The organism is Achromobacter sp. HZ01 (assembly GCF_003267925.1).
Classification (GTDB): Bacteria; Pseudomonadota; Gammaproteobacteria; order Burkholderiales; family Burkholderiaceae_B; genus Achromobacter; species Achromobacter pulmonis_A.
The window spans coordinates 537,338-558,358 of the sequence record NZ_LWKV01000004.1 but is presented as its reverse complement, the minus strand read 5'-3'; the positions used below and the strand labels follow the sequence as shown (position 1 = coordinate 558,358).

General features: G+C 67.2%; 17 protein-coding genes. 12 read left to right on the top strand and 5 right to left on the bottom strand.

What is annotated here, in order from left to right; genetic code table 11:
• Window positions 1-28: 28 nt before the first annotated feature.
• Window positions 29-1,951, top strand: coding sequence for a StlD/DarB family beta-ketosynthase (locus tag A6B37_RS22245; protein WP_102775079.1), 1,923 nt, complete (start codon window positions 29-31; stop codon window positions 1,949-1,951).
• Window positions 1,948-2,844, top strand: a complete 897-nt coding sequence (locus tag A6B37_RS22240; protein WP_111826941.1) for a hypothetical protein — start codon at window positions 1,948-1,950, stop codon at window positions 2,842-2,844. Before A6B37_RS22245 ends, A6B37_RS22240 begins: the two co-directional genes overlap by 4 nt.
• Before the next feature lie 4 nt (window positions 2,845-2,848).
• Here the strand turns inward: A6B37_RS22240 and A6B37_RS22235 are convergent, their stop codons facing one another.
• Both A6B37_RS22235 and A6B37_RS22230 read right to left on the bottom strand, forming a co-directional pair.
• Window positions 2,849-3,721, bottom strand: coding sequence for a MurR/RpiR family transcriptional regulator (locus A6B37_RS22235; RefSeq protein WP_111826940.1), 873 nt, complete (start codon window positions 3,719-3,721; stop codon window positions 2,849-2,851).
• A 26-nt stretch (window positions 3,722-3,747) separates the two neighbouring features.
• Window positions 3,748-5,079 (bottom strand): aspartate aminotransferase family protein, encoded by a 1,332-nt coding sequence (locus A6B37_RS22230; protein WP_111826939.1) that lies wholly within the window; start codon window positions 5,077-5,079, stop codon window positions 3,748-3,750.
• A gap of 105 nt (window positions 5,080-5,184) precedes the next feature.
• Between A6B37_RS22230 and A6B37_RS22225 the strand changes: the two genes are divergently transcribed.
• The 8 genes from A6B37_RS22225 to clsB all read left to right on the top strand — a co-directional run bounded on the left by A6B37_RS22225 (window position 5,185) and on the right by clsB (window position 14,379).
• Window positions 5,185-6,162 (top strand): tripartite tricarboxylate transporter substrate binding protein, encoded by a 978-nt coding sequence (locus A6B37_RS22225; RefSeq protein WP_111826938.1) that lies wholly within the window; start codon window positions 5,185-5,187, stop codon window positions 6,160-6,162.
• 18 nt (window positions 6,163-6,180) lie between these two features.
• Window positions 6,181-7,686, top strand: a complete 1,506-nt coding sequence (locus A6B37_RS22220; protein WP_111826937.1) for a M81 family metallopeptidase — start codon at window positions 6,181-6,183, stop codon at window positions 7,684-7,686.
• A gap of 107 nt (window positions 7,687-7,793) precedes the next feature.
• Window positions 7,794-9,077, top strand: coding sequence for a putative Na+/H+ antiporter (locus tag A6B37_RS22215; protein ID WP_102775085.1), 1,284 nt, complete (start codon window positions 7,794-7,796; stop codon window positions 9,075-9,077).
• A 217-nt stretch (window positions 9,078-9,294) separates the two neighbouring features.
• Complete coding sequence (locus A6B37_RS22210) at window positions 9,295-9,588, top strand: FmdB family zinc ribbon protein (RefSeq protein ID WP_102775086.1); 294 nt, start codon at window positions 9,295-9,297, stop codon at window positions 9,586-9,588.
• A gap of 16 nt (window positions 9,589-9,604) precedes the next feature.
• Window positions 9,605-10,270 carry a DUF502 domain-containing protein gene (locus A6B37_RS22205; protein WP_168202298.1) on the top strand — a complete coding sequence of 222 codons (666 nt, stop codon included), beginning with the start codon at window positions 9,605-9,607 and terminating at the stop codon, window positions 10,268-10,270.
• 41 nt (window positions 10,271-10,311) lie between these two features.
• Entirely contained in the window at window positions 10,312-12,084 is a 1,773-nt protein-coding gene (gene aspS / locus A6B37_RS22200; protein ID WP_102775088.1) for an aspartate--tRNA ligase, read from the top strand.
• A 220-nt stretch (window positions 12,085-12,304) separates the two neighbouring features.
• Entirely contained in the window at window positions 12,305-13,171 is an 867-nt protein-coding gene (locus A6B37_RS22195) for an endonuclease/exonuclease/phosphatase family protein (protein WP_111826984.1), read from the top strand.
• Window positions 13,168-14,379, top strand: coding sequence for a cardiolipin synthase ClsB (gene clsB / locus A6B37_RS22190; RefSeq protein WP_111826936.1), 1,212 nt, complete (start codon window positions 13,168-13,170; stop codon window positions 14,377-14,379). Before A6B37_RS22195 ends, clsB begins: the two co-directional genes overlap by 4 nt.
• 10 nt (window positions 14,380-14,389) lie before the next feature.
• On the opposite strand, the gene A6B37_RS22185 is transcribed toward clsB, so the two are convergent.
• The 3 genes from A6B37_RS22185 to A6B37_RS22175 all read right to left on the bottom strand — a co-directional run bounded on the left by A6B37_RS22185 (window position 14,390) and on the right by A6B37_RS22175 (window position 17,306).
• Window positions 14,390-15,259: a DMT family transporter gene (locus A6B37_RS22185; RefSeq protein ID WP_111826935.1), complete on the bottom strand. Its 870-nt coding sequence runs from the start codon at window positions 15,257-15,259 to the stop codon at window positions 14,390-14,392.
• 31 nt (window positions 15,260-15,290) lie between these two features.
• Entirely contained in the window at window positions 15,291-16,643 is a 1,353-nt protein-coding gene (locus A6B37_RS22180) for an MFS transporter (protein ID WP_168202297.1), read from the bottom strand.
• 93 nt (window positions 16,644-16,736) lie between these two features.
• Window positions 16,737-17,306 carry a carbon monoxide dehydrogenase subunit G gene (locus A6B37_RS22175; RefSeq protein ID WP_102775092.1) on the bottom strand — a complete coding sequence of 190 codons (570 nt, stop codon included), beginning with the start codon at window positions 17,304-17,306 and terminating at the stop codon, window positions 16,737-16,739.
• Window positions 17,307-17,719: 413 nt separating this feature from the next.
• Between A6B37_RS22175 and A6B37_RS22170 the strand changes: the two genes are divergently transcribed.
• Both A6B37_RS22170 and A6B37_RS22165 read left to right on the top strand, forming a co-directional pair.
• Window positions 17,720-18,841, top strand: a complete 1,122-nt coding sequence (locus tag A6B37_RS22170) for a glycosyltransferase (protein WP_111826933.1) — start codon at window positions 17,720-17,722, stop codon at window positions 18,839-18,841.
• Window positions 18,842-18,902: 61 nt separating this feature from the next.
• On the top strand, window positions 18,903-20,831 hold the full coding sequence (locus tag A6B37_RS22165) for a hypothetical protein (RefSeq protein ID WP_146748019.1): 1,929 nt from the start codon (window positions 18,903-18,905) through the stop codon (window positions 20,829-20,831).
• Window positions 20,832-21,021: the final 190 nt, after the last annotated feature.

Sequence of the window (21,021 nt, the reverse complement as noted above, 5' to 3'; positions counted from 1 at the left end):
CACCGATATTTCTCACTAGAGACCTGCCATGCCCATCGCGTTTCATCGTGTCTATCTGGAGAGCGCCGGCTATTTCATGCCGGGCGAGCCCGTGTCCAACGAGGACATGGACCGCTACATCGCGCCGCTGAACCGCATGTCCGGCCGCATCAAGAGCCGCATCCTGGCCGAGAACGGCATCAAGCAGCGCCACTACGCGATCGACCCTGAAGGCGCCACGGTGTTCACCAACGCGCAACTGGCGGCCAACGCCATCCGCGACTGCTTGCGGCGGCACGACAGCGACCTGTCCGCCGTGTCGCTGCTGGCCAGCGGCTCGTCCGGCGGCGACGCGCTGATGCCGGGCTTCGCCAACATGATCCAGGGCGAACTGGCCGCGCATCCGATGGAGACGCTGTCGGTGCACGGCATCTGCGCGGCGGGCGTGTCGGCCATCCAGACGGCCGCCCAGGGCGTGGAGCTGGGCGGACATGCCAGCGCCCTGGCCGTGGCCAGCGAGCTGCCGTCGCGGCTCTTCAAGCGCTCGCGCTTCGCCGCGCGCGGCTACGACGCCGACTTCGACGCGCACTTCCTGCGCTGGATGCTGTCGGACGGCGCGGGCGCGGTGCTGCTGGGCAATGGCGGGCGGCCCTTGCCGGGCGCTTCGCAAGGCGTGCGCCTGCGCCTGAAGTGGGTGCACCAGCGTTCGTTCTCGGGCGACTACCCGGTGTGCATGCAGCTCGGCCTGTCGGCCGACCGCGCCCGCGGCCACTTGGACTATCCCTCGTGGAACGAGGCCGAGGCCGACGGCGCGCTGTCGCTGCGCCAGGACATCCGCCTGCTGCCGCACCTGTTCGACATCGGCATCCACGAGTACGCCAAGCTGGTGCGCGACGGCTGGGTGGACCCCGACCAGGTGGACCACTTCCTGTGCCACTACTCGTCGGAGAAGTTCATCCCGGTGGTGGAAGACCTGATGGAGAAGGCCGGCCTGGTGATCCCGCGCGAACGCTGGTTCAGCAACCTGGCGTGGCGCGGCAACACGGGCGCGGCGTCCATCCTCATCATGCTGGCCGAGTTCCTGGAAACGCGCGAGATCAAGCCCGGCGAGCAGATCTTCTGCTACATCCCGGAGTCGGGCCGCTTCATGGCCGCCTACATGCTGCTGGAGGCCGAAGCCGTGCATGCCCCGAGCGTGGCCGCCGGCGCGCCCGCGGCCGCGCCGCGCGAAGACGCGCTCAGCGACGACGCCGCCGCGATCGCGCCGCCGCACGATCCGGACGGGGCGCCGCAAGGCCTGGGCCAGCTGCTGACCGAACTGGCCGCGATCTGGCACGACTACCGTTCGCGCGTGTGGCGCACGCCCGTGGTGCGGCGCCTGCGCGAGCGCCGGTTCCGGACGGCCGACTACCTGAACTGGATGGAAAACTGGATTCCTCAGGTGCGCGAGGGCAGCAAGTGGATGCGCGAAGGCGCGGCCTCGCTTTCCGGACAGTACGCGCCCCTGGCCGCGCTGATCGACACGCACGCCGGCGAGGAACAGAACGACTTCCAGATCCTGTTCAACGACTACCGCAAGGCCGGCGGCGCCATCGAGGACATCGACGCGCTGCGCCGCAATCCGGGCGGCGAGGCGCTCAACGCCTACCTGCACGGCCTGGCCGCCACGCGCGACCCCATCGGGCTGCTGGGCGCGATCTACATCATCGAAGGCACGGGCCAGCGCATCGTGCCGGCGCTGCTGCCGCTGCTCAAGGCCAGCCTGGCGCTGCCGCCGGACGCCTTCCGCTTCCTGGAATACCACGGCCACAACGACGAACACCACCTGGCGCGCTGGCTGTCGGCGGTGGAGCTGGCGCTGGACTGCGACGAGGACGGCCGCGCCGGGCAGCGCATCGTCGACACGGCGCGCCGCACGGCCGCGCTGTACCTGATGCAGTTCCACCACGTGATGGAAGACGACGCGTCATGAGCAAAGAACCCGAATTCCTGTCCAGGCCGCACGATCCGGCCGATCCCAGTCCGTGGCTGGCGCTGTACCTGGACCGCAGCACGCCCCTGCCGGACAAGGTGAAGAAGGCTTGGCTCACGGATTCGAGCTGCGCCTCGCGCCAGTACCTGCTGCCGTTCCTGCGGCCGCTGGCGCGCGCCTGCATCATCCTGATCCAGGTGATCAAGACCTTCCTGCCGCGCCGCTGGTCGCATTCGAAGCTGCTGCACCGCATCCTGGCATGGGGCCTGAAGCGCTTCGTGTCACCCGAGGCCAACTGGCTGATCCTGCGCCATTTCCACCTGGGCGCGCAGATCCTGTCGTTCATCGCCGCCAATTCGCCCGTGCCCATCACGACCACGCCGCTGGCGCCGCGCAATATCGACGACCTGAAGGACGAGCTCTTCGTCAAGCATGACCTGAACCTGTTCAACTTCGTCATCCGCCTGAACCAGGCGCTGCGCGAGGCCGGCGTGGAGATGCATGCGCCGCAGCGGGTGGATTTCTCGATGATCGACGATCCCGGGCTGCTGCTCGAAGACATGCCGCAAGGCCGGCTGAATTTCCTGGACCTGCAAAGCGCCATCGAGCTCTTCACGCCGCTGTACCAGCTGATGCTGACCGACAACGACTTTTGGCGCGCGGCCAATTCGCTGCAGCTGGACGAGACCATCGGCATCTACGCGGCCAAGCTGCTGGGCGCGCCGCAGCACCTGATCCTGGTCAACAACAACCATCCGCTGGTGCCGATGTCGACGCTGCGCGCGGGCTACCGGCTGGTGCTGCACGGGTTGTCCACCGAGATGCTGCACAGCCTGCTGATGGAAATGAAGGCGGCGCAGCAGGGCGCAGAACCGCCCGCGCCCATCGCCTGACGCCTCAGGGCTTGTCGGCGTACACGCCGAAGCGCTGCAGCTGGGCCTCGCTGTTGGCGATTTCGCGCAGGCTTTCCTTGCCGCTGTGCGCGACCAGCATGGCGGCCAGCGTCTGCGCGATGGACAGGGCCGGCACCACCGAAGGAAACAGCGAGGGCGTGTCGCTGGCCACCAGCAGCAGCGCCCTGGCGCCCGGGGCGATGGGCGAGACCGCGCTGTCGGTGACCGCCACCACGCCGGCGCCGCGCTCGCGCGCGAATTCCACCGCCGCGACCGCCGCCCGGGCATAGGGCGCCTGGCTGAACGCGATCAGCGCGTCGCGCGGGCCGATGCGGCGCAATTCGTCGGCCAGCGTGCCGCCCACGCCGGTGAGCAGCGTGACGCGGTCCAGGAACATGCCGCAGACGTAGCTGAAGTGATAGGCGGCCGGATACAGGCTGCGCAGGCCGATGACGTAGATGCGGCGCGCGCCGGCCAGCGCGCCGTGCGCGGCCTTGAGCGCGGGCAGGGCGGCGGGGCCGAGGCTGCTGCCCAGGTTGCGCACTTCCGCCTCCAGGATGTCGGCCACCAGGCCGGCGTCGGCGTCGCGCTGCGGACGCTTGCGCAGCGCGGTGGCGCGGCCCGAGAAGCTGGCGCTGCCGGCGGCCAGCCAGTCGCGGTATGGCTGGCGGAAGGCCTCGTAGGTGTCGAAACCCAACTGGCGCGCCAGGCGCAGCATGACGCCGGCCTGCACGCCGGCATGCCCGGCCGCGGCGCGCATCGACTCCAGCGCGATGTCCTTGGGATGATCGATCGCGTAGCGGGCCGCCTGCCGCAGCCTGGGCGGCAGGGCGGAAAACTGGGCTTCGATCAGTTTGTCGATGGCGGCTTTATCCATCTGCGCTCCGGGTAAGGTGCCGCGTATTATGGCGTATCGTCGGCCAGCGCCTGATCGATCGCGCGGGCCAGCGCGTCCACCGCGAAGGCCAGCTCGTCGGCGGTGCTGATGTAGGGCGGGGCCAGCAGCACATGGTCGCCATGCGTGCCGTCTATGGTGCCCGCGCCCGGATAGCACAGCAGGCCGAACTCGCGCGCCTGCGTCTTGATGCGCGCGTGCAGGCGGCGCTGCGGCGCGTAGGGACGCAGGCTCGCGCGGTCTTCGGCCAGCTCCACGCTCCAGAACATGCCGCGGCCGCGGATGTCGGCCACCTGCGGATGGCCGCCCAGGCGCGCGCCCAGCATGGCGCCGAACTGCGCGCCGAGTTCGCCCACGCGCTGCACCAGGCCGTCGCGCAACACGATGCGCTGCACCGCCAGCGCGGCGGCGCAGGCCACCGGATGGCCGACATAGGTATGGCCGTGCTGGAACGCGCCCGAGCCCGCGTTGATGGCCCCGATGACGCGGTCGTGCGCCAGCACGGCGCCGATGGGCAGATAACCGCCGCCCAGGCCCTTGGCCAGCGTCAACAGGTCCGGCGTCACGTCTTCCTGCTCGAAGGCGTGGTAGCTGCCGGTGCGCCCCAGCCCGCACATCACCTCGTCCAGGATCAGCAGCACGCCGTGGCGGTCGCACACCTGGCGGATCTTGCGGAAGTAGCCGGGCACCGGCGCGACCGTGCCGGCGGTGGCGCCCACCACGGTTTCGGCGATGAAGGCGGACACCGTGTCCGGGCCCAGCCGCAGGATCTCGGCCTCCAGTTCGGCGGCCAGGCGGTCGCCGTACTGCTCGTCGGTTTCGTCGGCCTCGCGGTAGTGCAGCGGGAAGCAGGGCGAGACATGGTGGCTCTCGATCAGCACGGGCTGGTAGAGCGCGCGCCGGCCGGCGTTGCCGCCCACCGACAGGGCCGCCAGCGTGTTGCCGTGATAGCTCTGGCGCCGGGCGATGTAGCGGTAGCGCCCCGGCTCGCCGCGCTCGACGTGGTATTGGCGCGCCATCTTCAAGGCGGTCTCGACCGCTTCCGACCCGCCCGACACGAAATAGGCGTTGCCCAGGCCGGCCGGGCTGTTGGCCGCCAGCAGCTCGGCCAGCTCCTCGGCCGCCGGCGTGGTGAAGAAGCTGGTGTGCGCATACTCCAGCGCGTCCAGCTGCGCGACGGCCGCGGCCCGCACTTCGGCATGCGCATGTCCCAGGCACGAGACCGCCGCGCCGCCGGAGGCGTCGAAATAGCGGCGGCCGGTCTGGTCGACGATGAAACAGCCCGCGCCCTTGACGGCGACGGGCAGGGGGCTGGCGTTGCGATGGATGATGCGGCTCATGGTGTAGGCGAGAGGGTTCGTCAAATAAAACACATGGTATATTTGTTGGAAAAATAAACCAAACGGTTTTATTGCCGTATCGGCGGATTCGCTCAAGGGGGCGTCATGAACTTTTCCAGTCTGTTGCGTGTTTGGACTTTGGGGATCGCGGCGGCCGCCGCCTTGGGCGCGGCGGGGCCGGCGCAGGCCTGGCCGGACCAGCCGCTGCGGCTGGTGGTGCCGTTCGCCGCCGGTGGCACCACCGACCTGCTCGGCCGTCTGATGGCCGAGGGCCTGGGCGCCGAACTCGGGCAGTCCGTGGTGGTGGTCAACAAGGCGGGCGCGGGCGGCAGCCTGGGCGCCGCCGAGGTGGCGCGCGCGCCGGCCGATGGCTACACCCTGCTGCTGGGCACGCCCGGCACGCAGATCATCAACGCCTACGTCTACAAGCAGATCGGCTACGACCCCGCCAGGGATTTCGCGCCGGTCGCCTACGTGGCGCAGGTGCCCAACGTGGTGCTGACGCATCCGGGTTCCGGCCTGAAGAACATGGACGACCTGCTGCGCACCGCGCGCGCCGAGCCCGGCCGCCTGAACTGGGGTTCGCCGGGCGTGGGCAGCTCGGGCCATCTGGCGCTGGAGATGGTCAAGCGCATGGGCAAGGTGGACATCCGCCACGTGCCGTACAAGGGCGCAAGCCAGGCCAACAACGACCTGCTGGGCGGGCAGATCGACCTGTCGGCCGACAACCTGCCCACCGCCCTGCCGCTGATCAAGGCCGGCAAGCTGGTGGCCCTGGGCGTGACCTCGGCCCGGCCGGTGCCCGCGGCGCCGGAGGTGGCGGCCATCGCGCAGGCCCTGCCGGGCTTCGACCTGACCTCATGGTTCGTCATCATGGCGCCCGCCGGCACGCCGCAGCCGGTCGTCGACAAGCTCAACGCCGCCGCCCAGCGGGTGCTGGACGCGCCCGCCACGCGCCAACGGCTGGCCGCGCTGGCCGCGCAGCCGATGGGCGGCCCGCCGCAGGCGCTGGCCCGGCACCTGGAGGCCGAACGCGAGAAATACCGCGTGCTGATCGAGGGCACGGGCATCCGTCCGGAATAGGCAGGGCAGGGGACACGCATGGGCAAGGGCACGAAAAAACGGCTGGCGGTGGCGCGTTTCTGGTACGAAGGCAACGCCTTCTGTCCGGTTCCCTGCGTCATGGCGGACTTTGAACGGCGCGAGTGGCGCAAGGGCGGCGACGCGCTGGCCGCGGCCGCCGGCACGGCCACCGAATTGGGCGAAGTGGCGGAATTCGCCCGCGCGCATCCCGACTGGGAGGTCGTCGTCCTGCGCTGCGCTTCCGCCTTGCCCGGCGGGCCCATCGAGGACGCCGTGCACCGCGCCTTCATGGACGACGTGCTGGCCGACTTGGCGGCGGGCGAGGGCTGGGACGCGGTGTACCTGTCGCTGCATGGCGCGGCCATCACCGACCGGCGGCAGGCGCCCGACCTGGACTTCGTGCGCGCGGTGCGCGCCCTGCTGCCCGGCGTGCCCCTGGGCGCGAGCTTCGACCTGCACGCCAACCTGTCTCCCGCCCTGGGCGGCCTGCTGGATTGCGCCAGCGGATACAAGACCTATCCCCATATCGACATGCGCGAGGCCGCAGGGCGCGTGCTGGACATGCTGGTTCGCACGCAGGCCGGCGCGCTGTCGCCGCGCGTGCTGCTGGCCAGGCCGGACCTGCTGCTGTCCAGCTTCAACATGCGCACCGATGCCGGTCCGATGCGCGAACTGCAGGATCTCGCCGCCGCGCAGGCGCAGGGCGGCGTGGCCGAGGTCGCGGTGTTCGGCGGCTTTCCCTACGCCGACACGGCCGACACCGGCGCCTCGGTGCTGGTGGTGGCGGACAGGGCCCGCGATGCCGATGGCGCGCAGGCCGAGGCCGCGGCCGCAACCCTGATGGCGGCCATGCGGCGCCTGGCGCCGCAATTCGCGGTCAGCCTGCCCACGCCGCAACAGGGGCTGGCGCAGGCCGTGGCCCTGGCGCGCGCCGGCGGCGGCCTGGTGGCCGTCACCGATCCGGGCGACAACCCGCTGTCGGGAGGCGTGTGCGACACGCCGGAACTGTTTCGCGCGCTGCTCGACGCGCGGATCGAGCTGCCTTGCGTATTCGCCAGCTTCGCCGACCCCGACGCGGTGCGGCGCGCGCACGAAGCGGGCCTGGGCGGGCTGTGCGAACTGGCGCTGGGCGGGCGCGTGAGCGCCGATTTCGGTCCGCCGGTGCGCGCCGCGTTCCGGGTCGAGCGCTACACAGATGGCGAATTCAGCAACATCGGACCGATGGAGACCGGCGTGCGCACGAGCTGCGGACGCACCGCGCTGTTGTCGCTGCGCGACCGGCCGAACCTGCGGGTCATCGTCACCGAGTCGGTGGCGCCGGCCAACGATCCGGGTTTCTTCGCGCTGCACGGCATCGCGCTCGATCAGGTGCGCCTGCTTTGCGTGAAGGCCAAGAACCATTTCCGCGCGGCCTTCCAGCCGCTGTGCGCGGCCATCATCGACGTGGACGCGCCCGGCCCCGCGGCGCTGGACCTGCGGCTGCTGCCGTTCCGGCATGCGCGCGCGCCTCGGCCTCGGTGTTGACCCGGCGTTACAGGGCGGGGGGCCTTGCGCTATATTGCGACCCTTGTGCGCAAGTCCCGCCGGGCGGGGCGCACGCGCGTTGAACCCTCTTACCCGGAAGCCGCTTTATGCCCCAGACACTTGAAGTCATCGCCACCCTGTTGTTTGCCGTGGCGGTTCTTCATACTTTCTCGGTCCCCGTCTTCGCGCGCCTGGCGCACCGCGGCGGGCCGCATGCGGGCATCTGGCATCTGTTCGCCGAGGTCGAGGCCGTCTTCGGCGTCTGGGCCTTCGTGCTGATCGTGGCGATGGCGGCGCTGGCCGGGCCGACGCACGCCATCGAGTACATGGACACGCGCAATTTCACCGAGCCGCTGTTCGTATTCGTCATCATGGTGGTGGCGGCCAGCCGGCCCATCCTGGAACTGGTGGGGCTGCTGGTGCGCCTGGTGGCGCGCGTGCTGCCGCTGCCGCGCGAGCTGGCCACGTTCTTCGTGGTCATGTCGCTGGTGCCGCTGGGCGGTTCGTTCATCACCGAGCCGGCCGCCATGACGCTGGCCGCCATCCTGCTGCGCGACGCCTATTTCCGCACCAGCGGGCGCGCCGGCTTCAAGTACCTGACCCTGGGCGTGCTGTTCGTCAACGTGTCCATCGGCGGCGTGCTGACCTCCTACGCCGCGCCGCCGGTGCTGATGGTGGCCTCCACCTTCGGCTGGGATTCCAGCTTCATGATGCAGCATTTCGGCTGGCGCGCCGCGATCGCCGTGTGCCTGAACGCCGCCCTGCTCACGATGCTGTGCCGCAAGGCGCTGCTGGAACGCTCGGTCGGCACGGGCGGCGGCGTGGACGGTCCGGAAGGCGCGGACAAGCGTCCGCCGGTGCCCGTGGTGGTCATGCTGGTGCACGTCGCGTTCCTCGTCGCCGTGGTGCTCAGCGCCCACCATCCGGCCATCTTCCTGGGCCTGCTGATGATGTTCATCGGCTTTGCCGAAGCCTACAAGCGCCACCAGAGCCGCCTGATGATCAAGGAAGGCCTGATGGTGGGCTTCTTCCTGGCCGGGCTGGTGGTGCTGGGCGGCCTGCAGAAATGGTGGCTGCAGGACCTGCTGGGCGGGCTGGAGCCTTTCGTCCTGTTCTGGGGCGCCACCGCGCTCACGGCCATCACCGACAATGCGGCGCTGACCTACCTGGGCTCGCTGGTCGAGGGCACCGGCGAGGCCTGGCGCTACATGCTGGTGGCCGGGGCGGTCACCGGCGGCGGCCTGACCGTCATCGCCAACGCGCCCAATCCGGCCGGCTTCGCCATCCTGAAAAACCACTTCCCGGACGGCAGCATTTCGTCCGGCCGGCTGTTCCTGTCGGCCCTGGCGCCGACCCTGGTGGCGGCCGTGATGTTCCTGCTTCCGGTCTGAGACGGCGCTTCGGGAAGGCCCGCCGGCACGTGCCGGCGGGGACGGACACCGGCGGTTCAAGAAAAACCGCTAAAATTCAAGACTTTCCCCGTTTTTTCCGGCCTCGCCCACCCGCCGCTTTGGCCCGGATCAGGTTTTCCACCCGGTCCGAACCCGGACCTTGCGTCCGGCGCCAGGCGGTTTTTGATTTGCCGGGCCCGCGCCTGGGAGCCCCTTGATGCCCATCTACGCTTACAAATGCAGCGCCTGCGGCCATGCCAAAGACGTCTTGCAGAAGATTTCCGATGCGCCGCTTTCGGTTTGCCCCGAGTGCGGCCAGAGCACGTTTTCCAAGCAGGTGACCGCGGCTGGATTCCAGCTCAAGGGCTCCGGCTGGTATGTCACGGACTTCCGCGGCAACGGCAGCGCGCCGGCCGGCGCGCCGGCTCCGGCCGCGGGCGCCGCGCCGGCGGCAGCCGCCCCGGCCGCGCCCGCGCCCGCCGCGCCCGCCGCCGGCAGTCCCGCTTCCTAGAGCGCGCGCGATGCGTATGCGCGTCATCAAGAAGTACTTCATCACCGGCCTGCTGATCTGGGTTCCCCTGGTCATCACGGTGTGGGTGCTGGGGCTGCTGGTCGCCACCCTCGAAGGGTTCGTGCCCGGCTTCCTGTCGTCCGAATCCCTGTTCGGCATCGACATCCCCGGCTTCCGCTTCGTCCTGGTCGTGGTGGTGGTGCTGCTGACGGGCATATTCGCGGCCAACCTGATCGGCCGCACCATGGTGGACCAGTGGGAAAGCCTGCTGGGCCGCATACCGTTGGTGCGGTCCATCTACAACTCGGTCAAGCAGGTCAGCGATACCGTGCTTGCGCCGAACGGGCAGGCGTTTCGCCGCGCGGTGCTGGTGCAGTATCCCCGGGTCGGCAGCTGGACCATCGCCTTCGTCACCGGCACGCCGGGCGGCGAAGTCGCCGACAACCTGCCCGGAGATCACATCAGCGTCTACGTGCCCACGACGCCGAACCCGACCTCGGGCTTTTTCCTGATGATGCCGCGCGCCGATACCATCGACCTGCAGATGAGCGTGGACGCGGCCCTGAAGTACATCGTTTCCATGGGCGTGGTCGCCCCGGTCCAGGCCTCCGGGCCTGCGGGCCGGCCGGCCGCGCCCGTCCCGGCGCCCGGCGAATCCGATCCGCCCCGCGCCGATTCGTAACCCTTACGCTACTACCAAGCACATAAACGGAGTCATCCCGCATGCGTACCTGCTACACCGGCCAGGTTTGCCGTGACCATCTCGGCCAGACTGTCACCCTGTACGGCTGGGTGAACCGCCGCCGCGACCACGGCGGGGTCATCTTCATCGACCTGCGCGACCGCGCCGGCCTGGCCCAGATCGTGTTCGATCCGGACAACGCCGCCTTCGCCACCGCCGAGCGCCTGCGCAACGAATTCTGCATCCGCGTCACCGGCCTGGTGCGCGAGCGTCCGGCGGGCACCGCCAACGCCGAGCTGGCCTCGGGCGAAATCGAAGTGCTCTGCAAGGAAGTCGAAATCCTGAACGCCTCGGTCACGCCGCCGTTCCAGCTCGACGACGACAACCTGTCGGAAACCACCCGCCTGACGCACCGCGTGCTGGACCTGCGCCGCCCGCAGATGCAGCGCAACCTGATGCTGCGCTACCGCGTCTCCATCGAAGTGCGCAAGTTCCTGGACCAGCTCGGCTTCATCGACATCGAAACCCCGATGCTGACCAAGAGCACGCCCGAAGGCGCGCGCGACTACCTGGTGCCCTCGCGCGTGAATGCCGGCCACTTCTTCGCGCTGCCGCAGTCGCCGCAGCTGTTCAAGCAGATGCTGATGGTCTCGGGCTTCGACCGCTACTACCAGATCACCAAGTGCTTCCGCGACGAAGACCTGCGCGCCGACCGCCAGCCCGAATTCACCCAGATCGACTGCGAAACCTCGTTCCTGAACGAAGTCGAGATCCGTGAAATCTTCGAAAGCATGATCCGCCACGTGTTCAAGGTGGTGCAGGACGTGGACCTGCCCACCCCGTTTCCGATCATGCCCTGGACCGAAGCCATGCGCCGCTACGGCTCGGACAAGCCGGACCTGCGCGTGAACCTGGAATTCACCGACATGACCGACGTCATGCGCGACGTGGACTTCAAGGTCTTCGCCGCCGCCGCGGCCGCGCCGGGCAGCCGCGTGGTCGCCCTGCGCGTGCCGGGCGGCGCCGAAATGTCGCGCAGCGAAATCGACGGCTACACCCAGTTCGTCGGCATCTACGGCGCCAAGGGCCTGGCCTACATCAAGGTCAACGACGTGGCCAAGGGCCGCGACGGCATGCAGTCGCCCATCGTCAAGAACCTGCACGACGCTGCGTTGGCCGAACTGGTCAAGCGCACCGGCGCGCAGGACGGCGACATCATCTTCTTCGGCGCCGACCGCGAGAAGATCGTCAACGACGCCATCGGCGCGCTGCGCGTGAAGATCGGCCACAGCGAATTCGGCAAGAAGGCCGGCCTGTCCACCGGCGGCTGGAAGCCGCTGTGGGTGGTCGACTTCCCGATGTTCGAATACGACGAGGAAGACGGCCGCTACACCGCCGCCCACCATCCCTTCACCAGCCCCAAGGACGGCCACGAGGACTTCCTCGAATCCGATCCCAGCAAGGCCTACGCCAAGGCCTACGACATGGTGCTCAACGGTTGGGAAATCGGCGGCGGCTCGGTCCGTATCCACCGCGAGGAAGTGCAGAGCAAGGTGTTCCGCGCGCTCAAGATCGGCCCGGAAGAAGCCCGCGAGAAGTTCGGCTTCCTGCTGGACGCGCTGCAGTACGGCGCGCCGCCGCACGGCGGCATCGCCTTCGGCCTGGACCGCATCGTCACCATGATGACCGGCGCCGAATCGATCCGCGACGTGATCGCCTTCCCCAAGACCCAGCGCGCGCAGTGCCTGCTGACGCAGGCGCCCTCCGAGGTCGACGAGAAGCAGCTGCGCGAACTGCATATCCGCTTGAGGTGACCCCCCCCGGAGCGCCTGCGGCGCTTCCCCCCCAGGGGGGCGCCGCGCGGGACCGGCAAAGCCGGCTCCCGGCGGCCCCGCTTGAGTGGCATTGCGTGCTTGCGCAGGGCGGGTCTCGAAGGCGCTGGTTTTTGACGTTTGCATCGGTTTGAATTGGAGTAATCTGGCAAACGCCGTCTGAGTCGGCGGTTTTTCTGTTTTGAAAGGCGCCATCGCTTCCATGTCGCTCATCCGTGTCGTCAGCTACAACATCCACAAGGGCCGCTCGGCGCTGGGCCGGCGCGACTCGCTGAATGAACTGCGTCTGGGTCTCTACGGCCTGCGTCCCGACCTGGTTTTCCTGCAGGAAGTCCAGGGCCGCAATGAACAGAAATCGCTGCTCGACGCGCAGCACGAATCGCTGGCCGCGGCCTTGCGGCTGGACGTGGCCTACGGGCGCAACGCCATCCGCCACGAGACCGACCACGGCAACGCGCTGTTGTCGCGCTTTCCCATCCTCGACCACGAGAACCAGGACATCTCGGACCACCGGCTCGAACAGCGCGGCCTGCTGCATGCGCGCATCGAGCTCGACGGGCGCGCGGTGCATTGCTTCGTCGTGCACCTGGGCCTGTTCGCCGGCAGCCGCAGCCGCCAGATCCTGGCGCTGACCGAGCGCATCCGGCGCATGGTGCCGGACGGCGAACCCATCCTGATCGCGGGCGATTTCAATGACTGGGGCGACCGCCTGGCGCCCCTGTTCGTGCAGCAGCTGGGCCTGTACGAAGTGTTCTCGCATGCCCCGCGCAGCCACGGCGGCGAACTGCCGCGCCTGCGCGATTCGGTCAAGCGCCTGAGCAACGCGCTGCGCGGCCTGCCCAACGGCGGCATCTCCGTCATGGAGCGCACCAACCAGCTGGGCATGGACGGCAGCTCGCGCCTGCTGCTGCCGCCGCCGCGCACGTTTCCCGCCGTGTTCCCGTGGTTCCGCCTGGACCGCATCTACCAGCGCGGATTCGCCGTGCGCAGCGCGCGCGTGCTGCGCGGCCGGGAGTGGGCGCGCCTTTCCGACCATTCCCCCCTGCTGGCGGAGCTAGAGCTGCCGTGAGGGCCGAGCAGTCCCAGCTGGACTGGACGCTGGGCAACGACATCCGGTTGCTGCAGAACGGTTCCGACTTTTTCCCGGCGCTGTGCGCGGCCATCGACGCGGCCCAGGTCAGCGTGCACCTGGAAACCTACATCTTCATGCCCGACCGCACCGGCGCGCGCGTGCTGGACTGTCTGGAGGCGGCGGCCCGGCGCGGCGTCAAGGTGCGCGTCGTGCTCGACGGCTTCGGCAGCGCCGAGAACGTCGACCTGCTGCGCACCCGGCTGACCAACGCCGGCGCGCAATGCCGCATCTTCCGCCCCGAGCCGCGCTGGTTCGCGCGCTACATCCCGTCGCGCAGCCGGCTGCGGCGCCTGCATCGCAAGGTCACCGTGGTCGACGGGCAGATCGCCTTCATCGGCGGCATCAACATCATCGACGACTACGACGACAGGGACCCCACCGACGGCCTCACCGGGCCGCGCTACGATTTCGCGGTGCAAGTGCAGGGGCCGCTAGTGACCGCTGCCGCCTATGCGCAGGAACTGCTGTGGGTCAGGCTGAACTGGGCGCGGCTGCGCCGCCATCCGCGCGACTGGAACCGCATGCGGCTGCTCAAGCCGCGCCACGCGTCGGCCGCGCCGCGCGGCCATCTGCGCGCCGCGCTGGTGCTGCGCGATAACCTGCGCTTTCGCCAGACCTTCGAGCGCGCCTACCTGTATGGCATCTCGCAGGCGCGCCGCGACATCCTGATCGCCAACGCATACTTCTTTCCGGGACGCCAGTTCCGCCGCGCGCTGGCCAAGGCCGCCGCCCGCGGCGTGCGCGTGCGCCTGCTGCTGCAGGGCAAGATCGAATACCGCATGCAATACCACGCCACGCGCTCGCTGTACGACCAGCTGCTGCGCGACGGCATCGAGATCTACGAGTACATGCCCAGCTACCTGCACGCCAAGGTCGCCGTCATCGACAACGTGGCCACCGTGGGCTCGTCCAACCTGGACCCCTTCAGCCTGCTGCTGGCGCGCGAGGCCAACGTGGTGGTCGACGACCAGCCGTTCGCCTGGGACCTGCAGGAACGGCTCGAAGCCGCCATCCGCGAAGGCGGGCGCTTCATCCGGCCGCTGGACTACCAGCGCCGCGGCTGGCTGCGGCGCTGGGTCGACGCGGTTTCCTACACGCTGCTGCGCATCGGCGTGGCGTTGACAGGCACGTCCGACAAATACTGAGCCGGCGCGTTCAGCGGCGCCGCTTGAACAGGTCCAGCGCCAGCGCGGTGCCGACCAGGATGATCGCCGCGCCGGCGGCGATCGACGGCGTGATGCGCTCGTCCAGCAGCCAGGCGCCCCACACCACGCCGAACACCGGCACCAGGAACGTGACGCTCACCGCGCCGGTCGGGCCGACGTTGGCGATCAGGCGGAAGAAGATGATGTAGGCCGCGCCGGTGCAGACCACCGCCAGCAGGATCGTGGAGATCCACGCCTGCGGCGAAGCCGGGGTCGAAGGCCAGAACGCGATCGCCAGCGGCAGCAGCGCCAGCGACGCGCCCACCATGCTGCCGGTCGCGTTGGCCAGCGGGTCCACGCCGCTCAGGAAACGCTTGGTCCAGTTGGCCGCGATGCCGTAGAACACCGGCGCCGACACGGCGGCCAGCACGGCGGGGCCGGTGCCGCCCTGGCCGAAGTCCAGCTTGTCCCACACCAGCACCACGATGCCGGCCACGCCTATCATCAGGCCGAGCGAACGGGTCCAGGCCAGCCTGTCCTTCAGCCACAGCCAGCCGATGACCGCGCCCCAGACCGGCGTCACCGCGTTGGCGACGGACAGGAAACCCGCGCCCAGCGACTGGGCGGCGTAGGCATACAGCAGGAACGGCACGGCGGCGTTCAGGATGCCCACCATCAGCAGCGCCTTCCAGTGCCGCGCGATCACCGCCAGCTTGCCGCGCCACATGGCCGCCGGCAGCAGCACCAGCGCGGCCAGTCCCACGCGCAGCTCGATCAGCGCCACCGGCCCGAAGTCGGCGACGGCCACGCGCATGAACAGAAAGGAGCCGCCCCAGACGGCGGCCAGCAGCAGCAGGTCCAGCAGATCGCGTTGACGCATGTTCGGTTCCGGGCGGGTTGACCGCCGCGTTTCACTTCCGGTTGGAGGCCAGGTTCTTCATCTTGACCCGGTGCGCCAGCAAGGCGCAGGTCAGCGACAGCACGATACACAGGACCAGTCCGGCGCGCACTCCGTTTAGTACCGTGCTGTGCGAAATAATGATCCCCACCACCGCCGTGCCCAGCGCGCTGCCGATGGCGCGCGTGGTCTGCACCAGCGCCGAGGCCACGCCGACGTCGCGCCGCTCGCTCAGCATCTGCATGAACAGGGTCAGGTTCGGAAGCAGGAACCCCAGGGCGCAGCCGTTGACGAAAAACGCCGCCAGGATCCACCAGGCCGAGGTGCCCGGCGAGATCATCAGCACCATCAGCGAACCGGCCGCCAGCAGGCCGCCGCCGAACACCATCAGGCGCTGCGGCTCCGACTGCTTGGGAAAAAGCCGCCCGTTGATGATGCTGCCGACCGAAATCGCGGCCACCAGCGGCGTCAGCAGCAGCCCGGCCTGGCTGGGCGTGTAGCTCAGCACCTGCTGCAGCAGCAGCGGGCTGTAGAAAATCAGCACGAACATCACCGCGCCCACCATCATCGCCGCCACGTTCAGCAGGCGCGACTGGCTCGCGGCCAGCACGCGCAGCGGAAAAATCGGCGAGCGCACGCGGCGCTCGATGGGGATGAGTATGGCGATGGCCGCCGCGCCCGCCAGGGCCAGCGCCACGCCCAGCATGGGCTGAGCATGGTCGCCGCTGGCGAACGCAAGCTCTAGCGCCGCCAGCGGCGCGCCCACGGCGATGCAGAGCAGGATCGCGCCCAGCCAGTCGATCTTGCGGCTGGCGTCGTGCACGGGCCGGATCCGGGGAAAGTAGCGCGCCACCAGGAAAAAAGCGCCCGCGGCGGCGATCGGCGCAATGAAGAAGGCCGCCCGCCAGCCCAGCGCCTGCGTCGCGGCCCCGCCCAGCACCGGACCGATGCCGCTGGCCATGGCGAAGGCCGCCGACACCAGCGCCATCCAGCGCACCCGCTGCTTGGCGTCGGGAAACAGGTCGGCCGGCGCGGCGAAGGCCGTGGCGATCATCATCCCTCCGCCTATGCCCTGCAGCGAGCGGAACACGATCAGCTGCATCATGTTCTGCGCCAGGCCACAGGCGATCGAGCCCAGCGCGATGATGAGCACCGACAGCAGCATCAGGGGCTTGCGCCCGAACATGTCGCCCAGGCGCCCGAAGATCAGGATCGAGGCCGCCGTGGTCAGCAGATAACCCGTGCCCACCCAGGCATAGAGCGCCATGCCGTTGAGCGCCTCCGCCACGCGCGGCAGGGTGGTGCTGATGATGGTGGAATCCAGCGCGGCCAGGACGACGGTGGCGGACACCCCCGCCATCCCCATCAAGAGATCGCGTCGCGTATGGGCGGGGGGAGCAGGGGGTGTATCGGGCGGCATCGTCATGCCGCAGAGCATATCACCGGCGCGTCAGGGTTTTTACTTGTAGAACGTGTGGTAGCCCAGGAACACCGCGATGACCAGCAGCACCATGATCCACGACCAGCGCGAATTCGACAGCCCGCGCGGTTCCGGCTCGGGCGGCGGGGGCGGCGGCGCGAGCCGGGGCTGGCTCGCCATATGGTCGATGAAGGCGGCGAAGAACTTCTGGATGATCTTGTCGCAGCCTTTGAGCAGCACGCTCTCGCCGCACTCGGCCAGCTTGCCGCCGGCCATGCAGGCCACGGTATAGGCCAGCCGCGTGCCGTGGTCCTTGGCGCTGAGATTGATCTGCGCGGTCCCGATGGCCAGGCAGGCGGCGCGGCCTTTGCCCTCGAAAGCCAGGGTACAGCTGTTGTGCGGGTCCACGTCGGACATCAGGATCTCGCCGTCGTAATCGGTGTCGATCCCCGCGACCTTGGCGCGCAGCTTGAACGCATACTCGGTCGGGCTGAGCCGGACCACCTCCACGCAGCCGGGTATGCATTTCTGCAACACGACCGGGTCCGTCAACGCATCCCAGGTCTGGTGCTGGGTAGAAGGAATCCACTGGGCATCTGCAATGCGCATGGCTGTCTCCTTACTCAAGCTTTGTCCTATTCTTACGCCAATCGGCCTTTTTGGCTACTGCTGCGGGCAATGGCGCCGATGCAAAATCGCCGTTTATGCGCGGCGGCATGCTTGCGGATATAAACGGTGATAATCAAAACGCTTCCCAGCAACCGGATTTCCAGCCCTCGAAATAGGGGGCGGAATGGGGTCATATGGAGGATTAGCAGGCGGGCGGCGGTACGGTAACATGCCTTTTCCGCCCGGAAGGCGAGGGCGCTCTGCCAGGAGACAGTCAGCTGGGTACGGCGATTTGGGGAAAACCCAACAGAAGATCGGTCATTGGGCAACAAAGTGACAATAAATCGTTCTGGACCCGCCGTTAGCGGTGCTTAACCACTAAAATTACGCGAAATTACAAACCCGGTGTTTTCATGGTTTATGTATTAGTAGCATTTCTTATTTCGCTGGTGGTAACGCTTCTGCTCGTGCGGTATAACACGCTGCACGCCAAATATACCGGCGATCACGATTTAACCGGTGTTCAAAAATATCATATTCTCCCGGTCCCGCGGGTCGGCGGTATCTCGATAATCGTAGCGATGTTCGGCATTTGCATACTGGTGGCTTTCAGGGAGCCGCAGTTGCAACGCGAATTGCTTACCCTCATGGCGGTGTCCTTGCCCGCTTTTCTGGGCGGTCTGGCGGAAGATCTGACCAAGAAGGTCCGGGTGCTGGTGCGCCTGGGGCTGGCGATGATTTCCGGGGCTGCCGCCTATTATTTCCTGGGCGCGGAACTGACGCGACTGGACATTATCGGCGTTGACTGGCTGCTGCAGTTTGCGGCGATTTCGTTCATACTCACGGCGGTGGCGATCGCCGGCGCGGCGAACGCGATCAATATCATCGATGGCTACAACGGCCTGGCTGCGGTGATTTCAGCCATGATTTTCGCCGGTTTTGCGTATGTTTCCTATTATCTGGGAGACCGTTTCCTGCTGGTGACGGCGGTCGGCATGATCGGCGCGCTTGCGGGGTTTCTGGTGTGGAATTATCCCCGGGGACTTATTTTCCTAGGCGATGGCGGCGCTTATTTCGTCGGTTTCATGATCGGCACGCTTTCGGTTTTGATGCTGGCCCGGCATCCCGAGGTTTCGGCCTGGTTTCCGCTGCTGCTCTGTATTTATCCGGTATTCGAGACCCTGTTTTCGATATACCGGAAGAAGTTCCTGCGGGGGCAGTCGCCCGGTATGCCGGACGGCGTGCACCTGCATATGCTGATCTATAAGCGGCTTATCCGCTGGGCCGGCGGTCAGGAAGCCCACCGCCAGACCCGGCGCAACGCGATGACTTCGCCGTACCTGTGGCTGCTGTCTTCGTTCGCGGTCATTCCGGCGGTGCTGTTCTGGCAGCACGAGTACGTGCTCATTGTTTTTGTGTTTTTGTTTTCCGCGACTTACGTCATCCTCTACCGCAAACTTGTGCGGTTCGACATGCCGAGGTGGCTGGTCATCAGGCAACGCAAAAGGCCGCGCCGTAAAAAAACGAAACGGTGACCAAGCGGGTTTCGCGCAACTGCGGACTTGCTTCTACCGCCGGTAAAAGGAAATTGGAATCGTGCAGTCAAAAGGCAAGTCGGTTGGCATAGCAGCGGTATTTGCATTGTTGTTCCTGATAATGCTTCCCCTGCGGCCCGTATATGATGTTTCAAAGGGTTTGACCATTACCGCCACCGGCGAGCGCAATCCGCTGGCGAAATCGGGGGAAGTATGGTTTTCCACCCCGATGATGGCCGCCATGCGCGCGGCGGCCACGCGGTTCGACGACGGTTGGGAGCAACGCAACGACAGCCTGGTTTCGTTCAGGAACCAGCCTGCGGTGATCCAGTCCAACGTTCCGATCCAGGACGGCGACACGCTGACTTTCACGATGCACGAACATTCGGGCATCGTCGAAATCGGCAGCGGCAAATTCTCGCAGCGTTATGACCTGTATTCGGATACGCCGAGCACGCTGCGGGTGGATCTTTATAGGACGTTGCCGCAGGAGCTGAACGTCCGCGGCACGCTGCTGCGAGGCGGGCTGATCGCCGCCGCCGCGTTTGCCTTTTTTCTCGTGGCCACGCTGTTTCTGGCGCGTGCGGGCAAGTCCGCGCCGCAGGTTGCCTTGGTCGAGCCCGGCCATAGGGAGCCGCTGCGCTTGTGGCTTGCCGTTCCCAGCCTTGTGATTTACGGGGTCGTGCTGGCGGCCTATTGGCCCGGGCAGATGTCGGCCGATTCGGTCGACCAGTGGTGGCAGATCGCGACCGGCCGGTATGCAGATGCGCATCCCCTGATGTCCACGCTTTTATACAAGCTGGCGTATCTGATTTATCCGGCGCCGCAGACCGCGGTGATAATCCAGATCGTGGGTTTTTCGGCGGCGACCTGGTTTTTCCTGCGCGAAATCCTGGCCTGGGGCGTGCCCAAATACGTGGTGGCCATTTCGGCCCTGCTCTTTCCCGCATTCCCGGGAAATTTCATGCTGGTCAGCACGCTGTGGAAAGACATCCCGTTCACTATCGGGCTGATTCTGCTGAGCACGCTGGCGGCGCGCGAAGTCAGAAACAAGCTGACGCTCGATCGGGGCTCCGTGATTGCGATGTGCCTGGCCGGCATCCTCACATTTGGCGTGCGGCATAACGGAATCATCGTGGTCGTGCTGTTTTTCGCCCTGCTTTTTTTGTTCGCGAAAGGGCGCGAAAGGAAAATAAGGGTGGCGGCGGCATTGATCAGCCAGGTCGTTGTCTTTTTCGTGCTGAAGACCTTCCTGCTGTCCGCCATGAATGCGTCGCCGGTGGGCCCGCATTATCGGTCGATTTTCGCCATGCATATACTGGGGGCGATGGAGAGCGCCGGCGTGCCGTTCGATCCGGCTGACGCCAGGGTTATGGAAAGCGTACTGCCGGAAAAAGAATGGAAAAATGCCTACGATTGCCAGACCGTGGTTCCGCTATTCTGGAACAAGCACGTGTCGTACAGGGCGCTGGGGGATAACGCGGGCCATCTCAATATGCTGATGCTCAAACAGATCGCGCAGCATCCCGGGGTGTTCCTGAACCACCAATTGTGCGTGACCGGCCTGATGTGGCGCATAGGCGGCCTGAAGAACGAATTCGTCGCGCTTTCTCCGTTGGGCATCACGGATATGGACAAGGGCAGGTCCGTCGGCCTGGCCATGGATACCCAGCTGCCCACGGTCAAAAAGACGCTGGACGGTTGGCACAGGCATATATTCGGCATAAGCAATATCTACACCCGGCCCGCCGCATATCTGCTGGCCGGCGTGCTGGCTATTGTGATGATAATGGTCCGTAGCTCGCCGGCGGCGGTGCTGATCCTGGCGCCGTCATTATTCAATTGCCTCAGTCTCGCTGCCCTGATGGGTTCGCCGGATTACCGTTATTTGTGGCCGTCGGTCGCGATGTCGCTGCTGGTCATCGTGATGGCGATCGGCATGGCGATATCGGGGGCGCGGATGGGAGGCGCGCGGCAGCCGCAACCGTAGCGCGCAAGCGACGGACGGTTACCCGGCGATTCCGAACGTGTGGATTGGCAAAAAAACGCAGGCCTTGCAACCAGATGCCCTGCGCAAGAGCACGGCCGCCCCAGGGAGGGCGGCCGCGGACGGTGTACCGGAGGTATCGTTTGAACACATTCAGCGCCGTCTCAGCCGGGGCCGTGATGGTCCGGCTGGA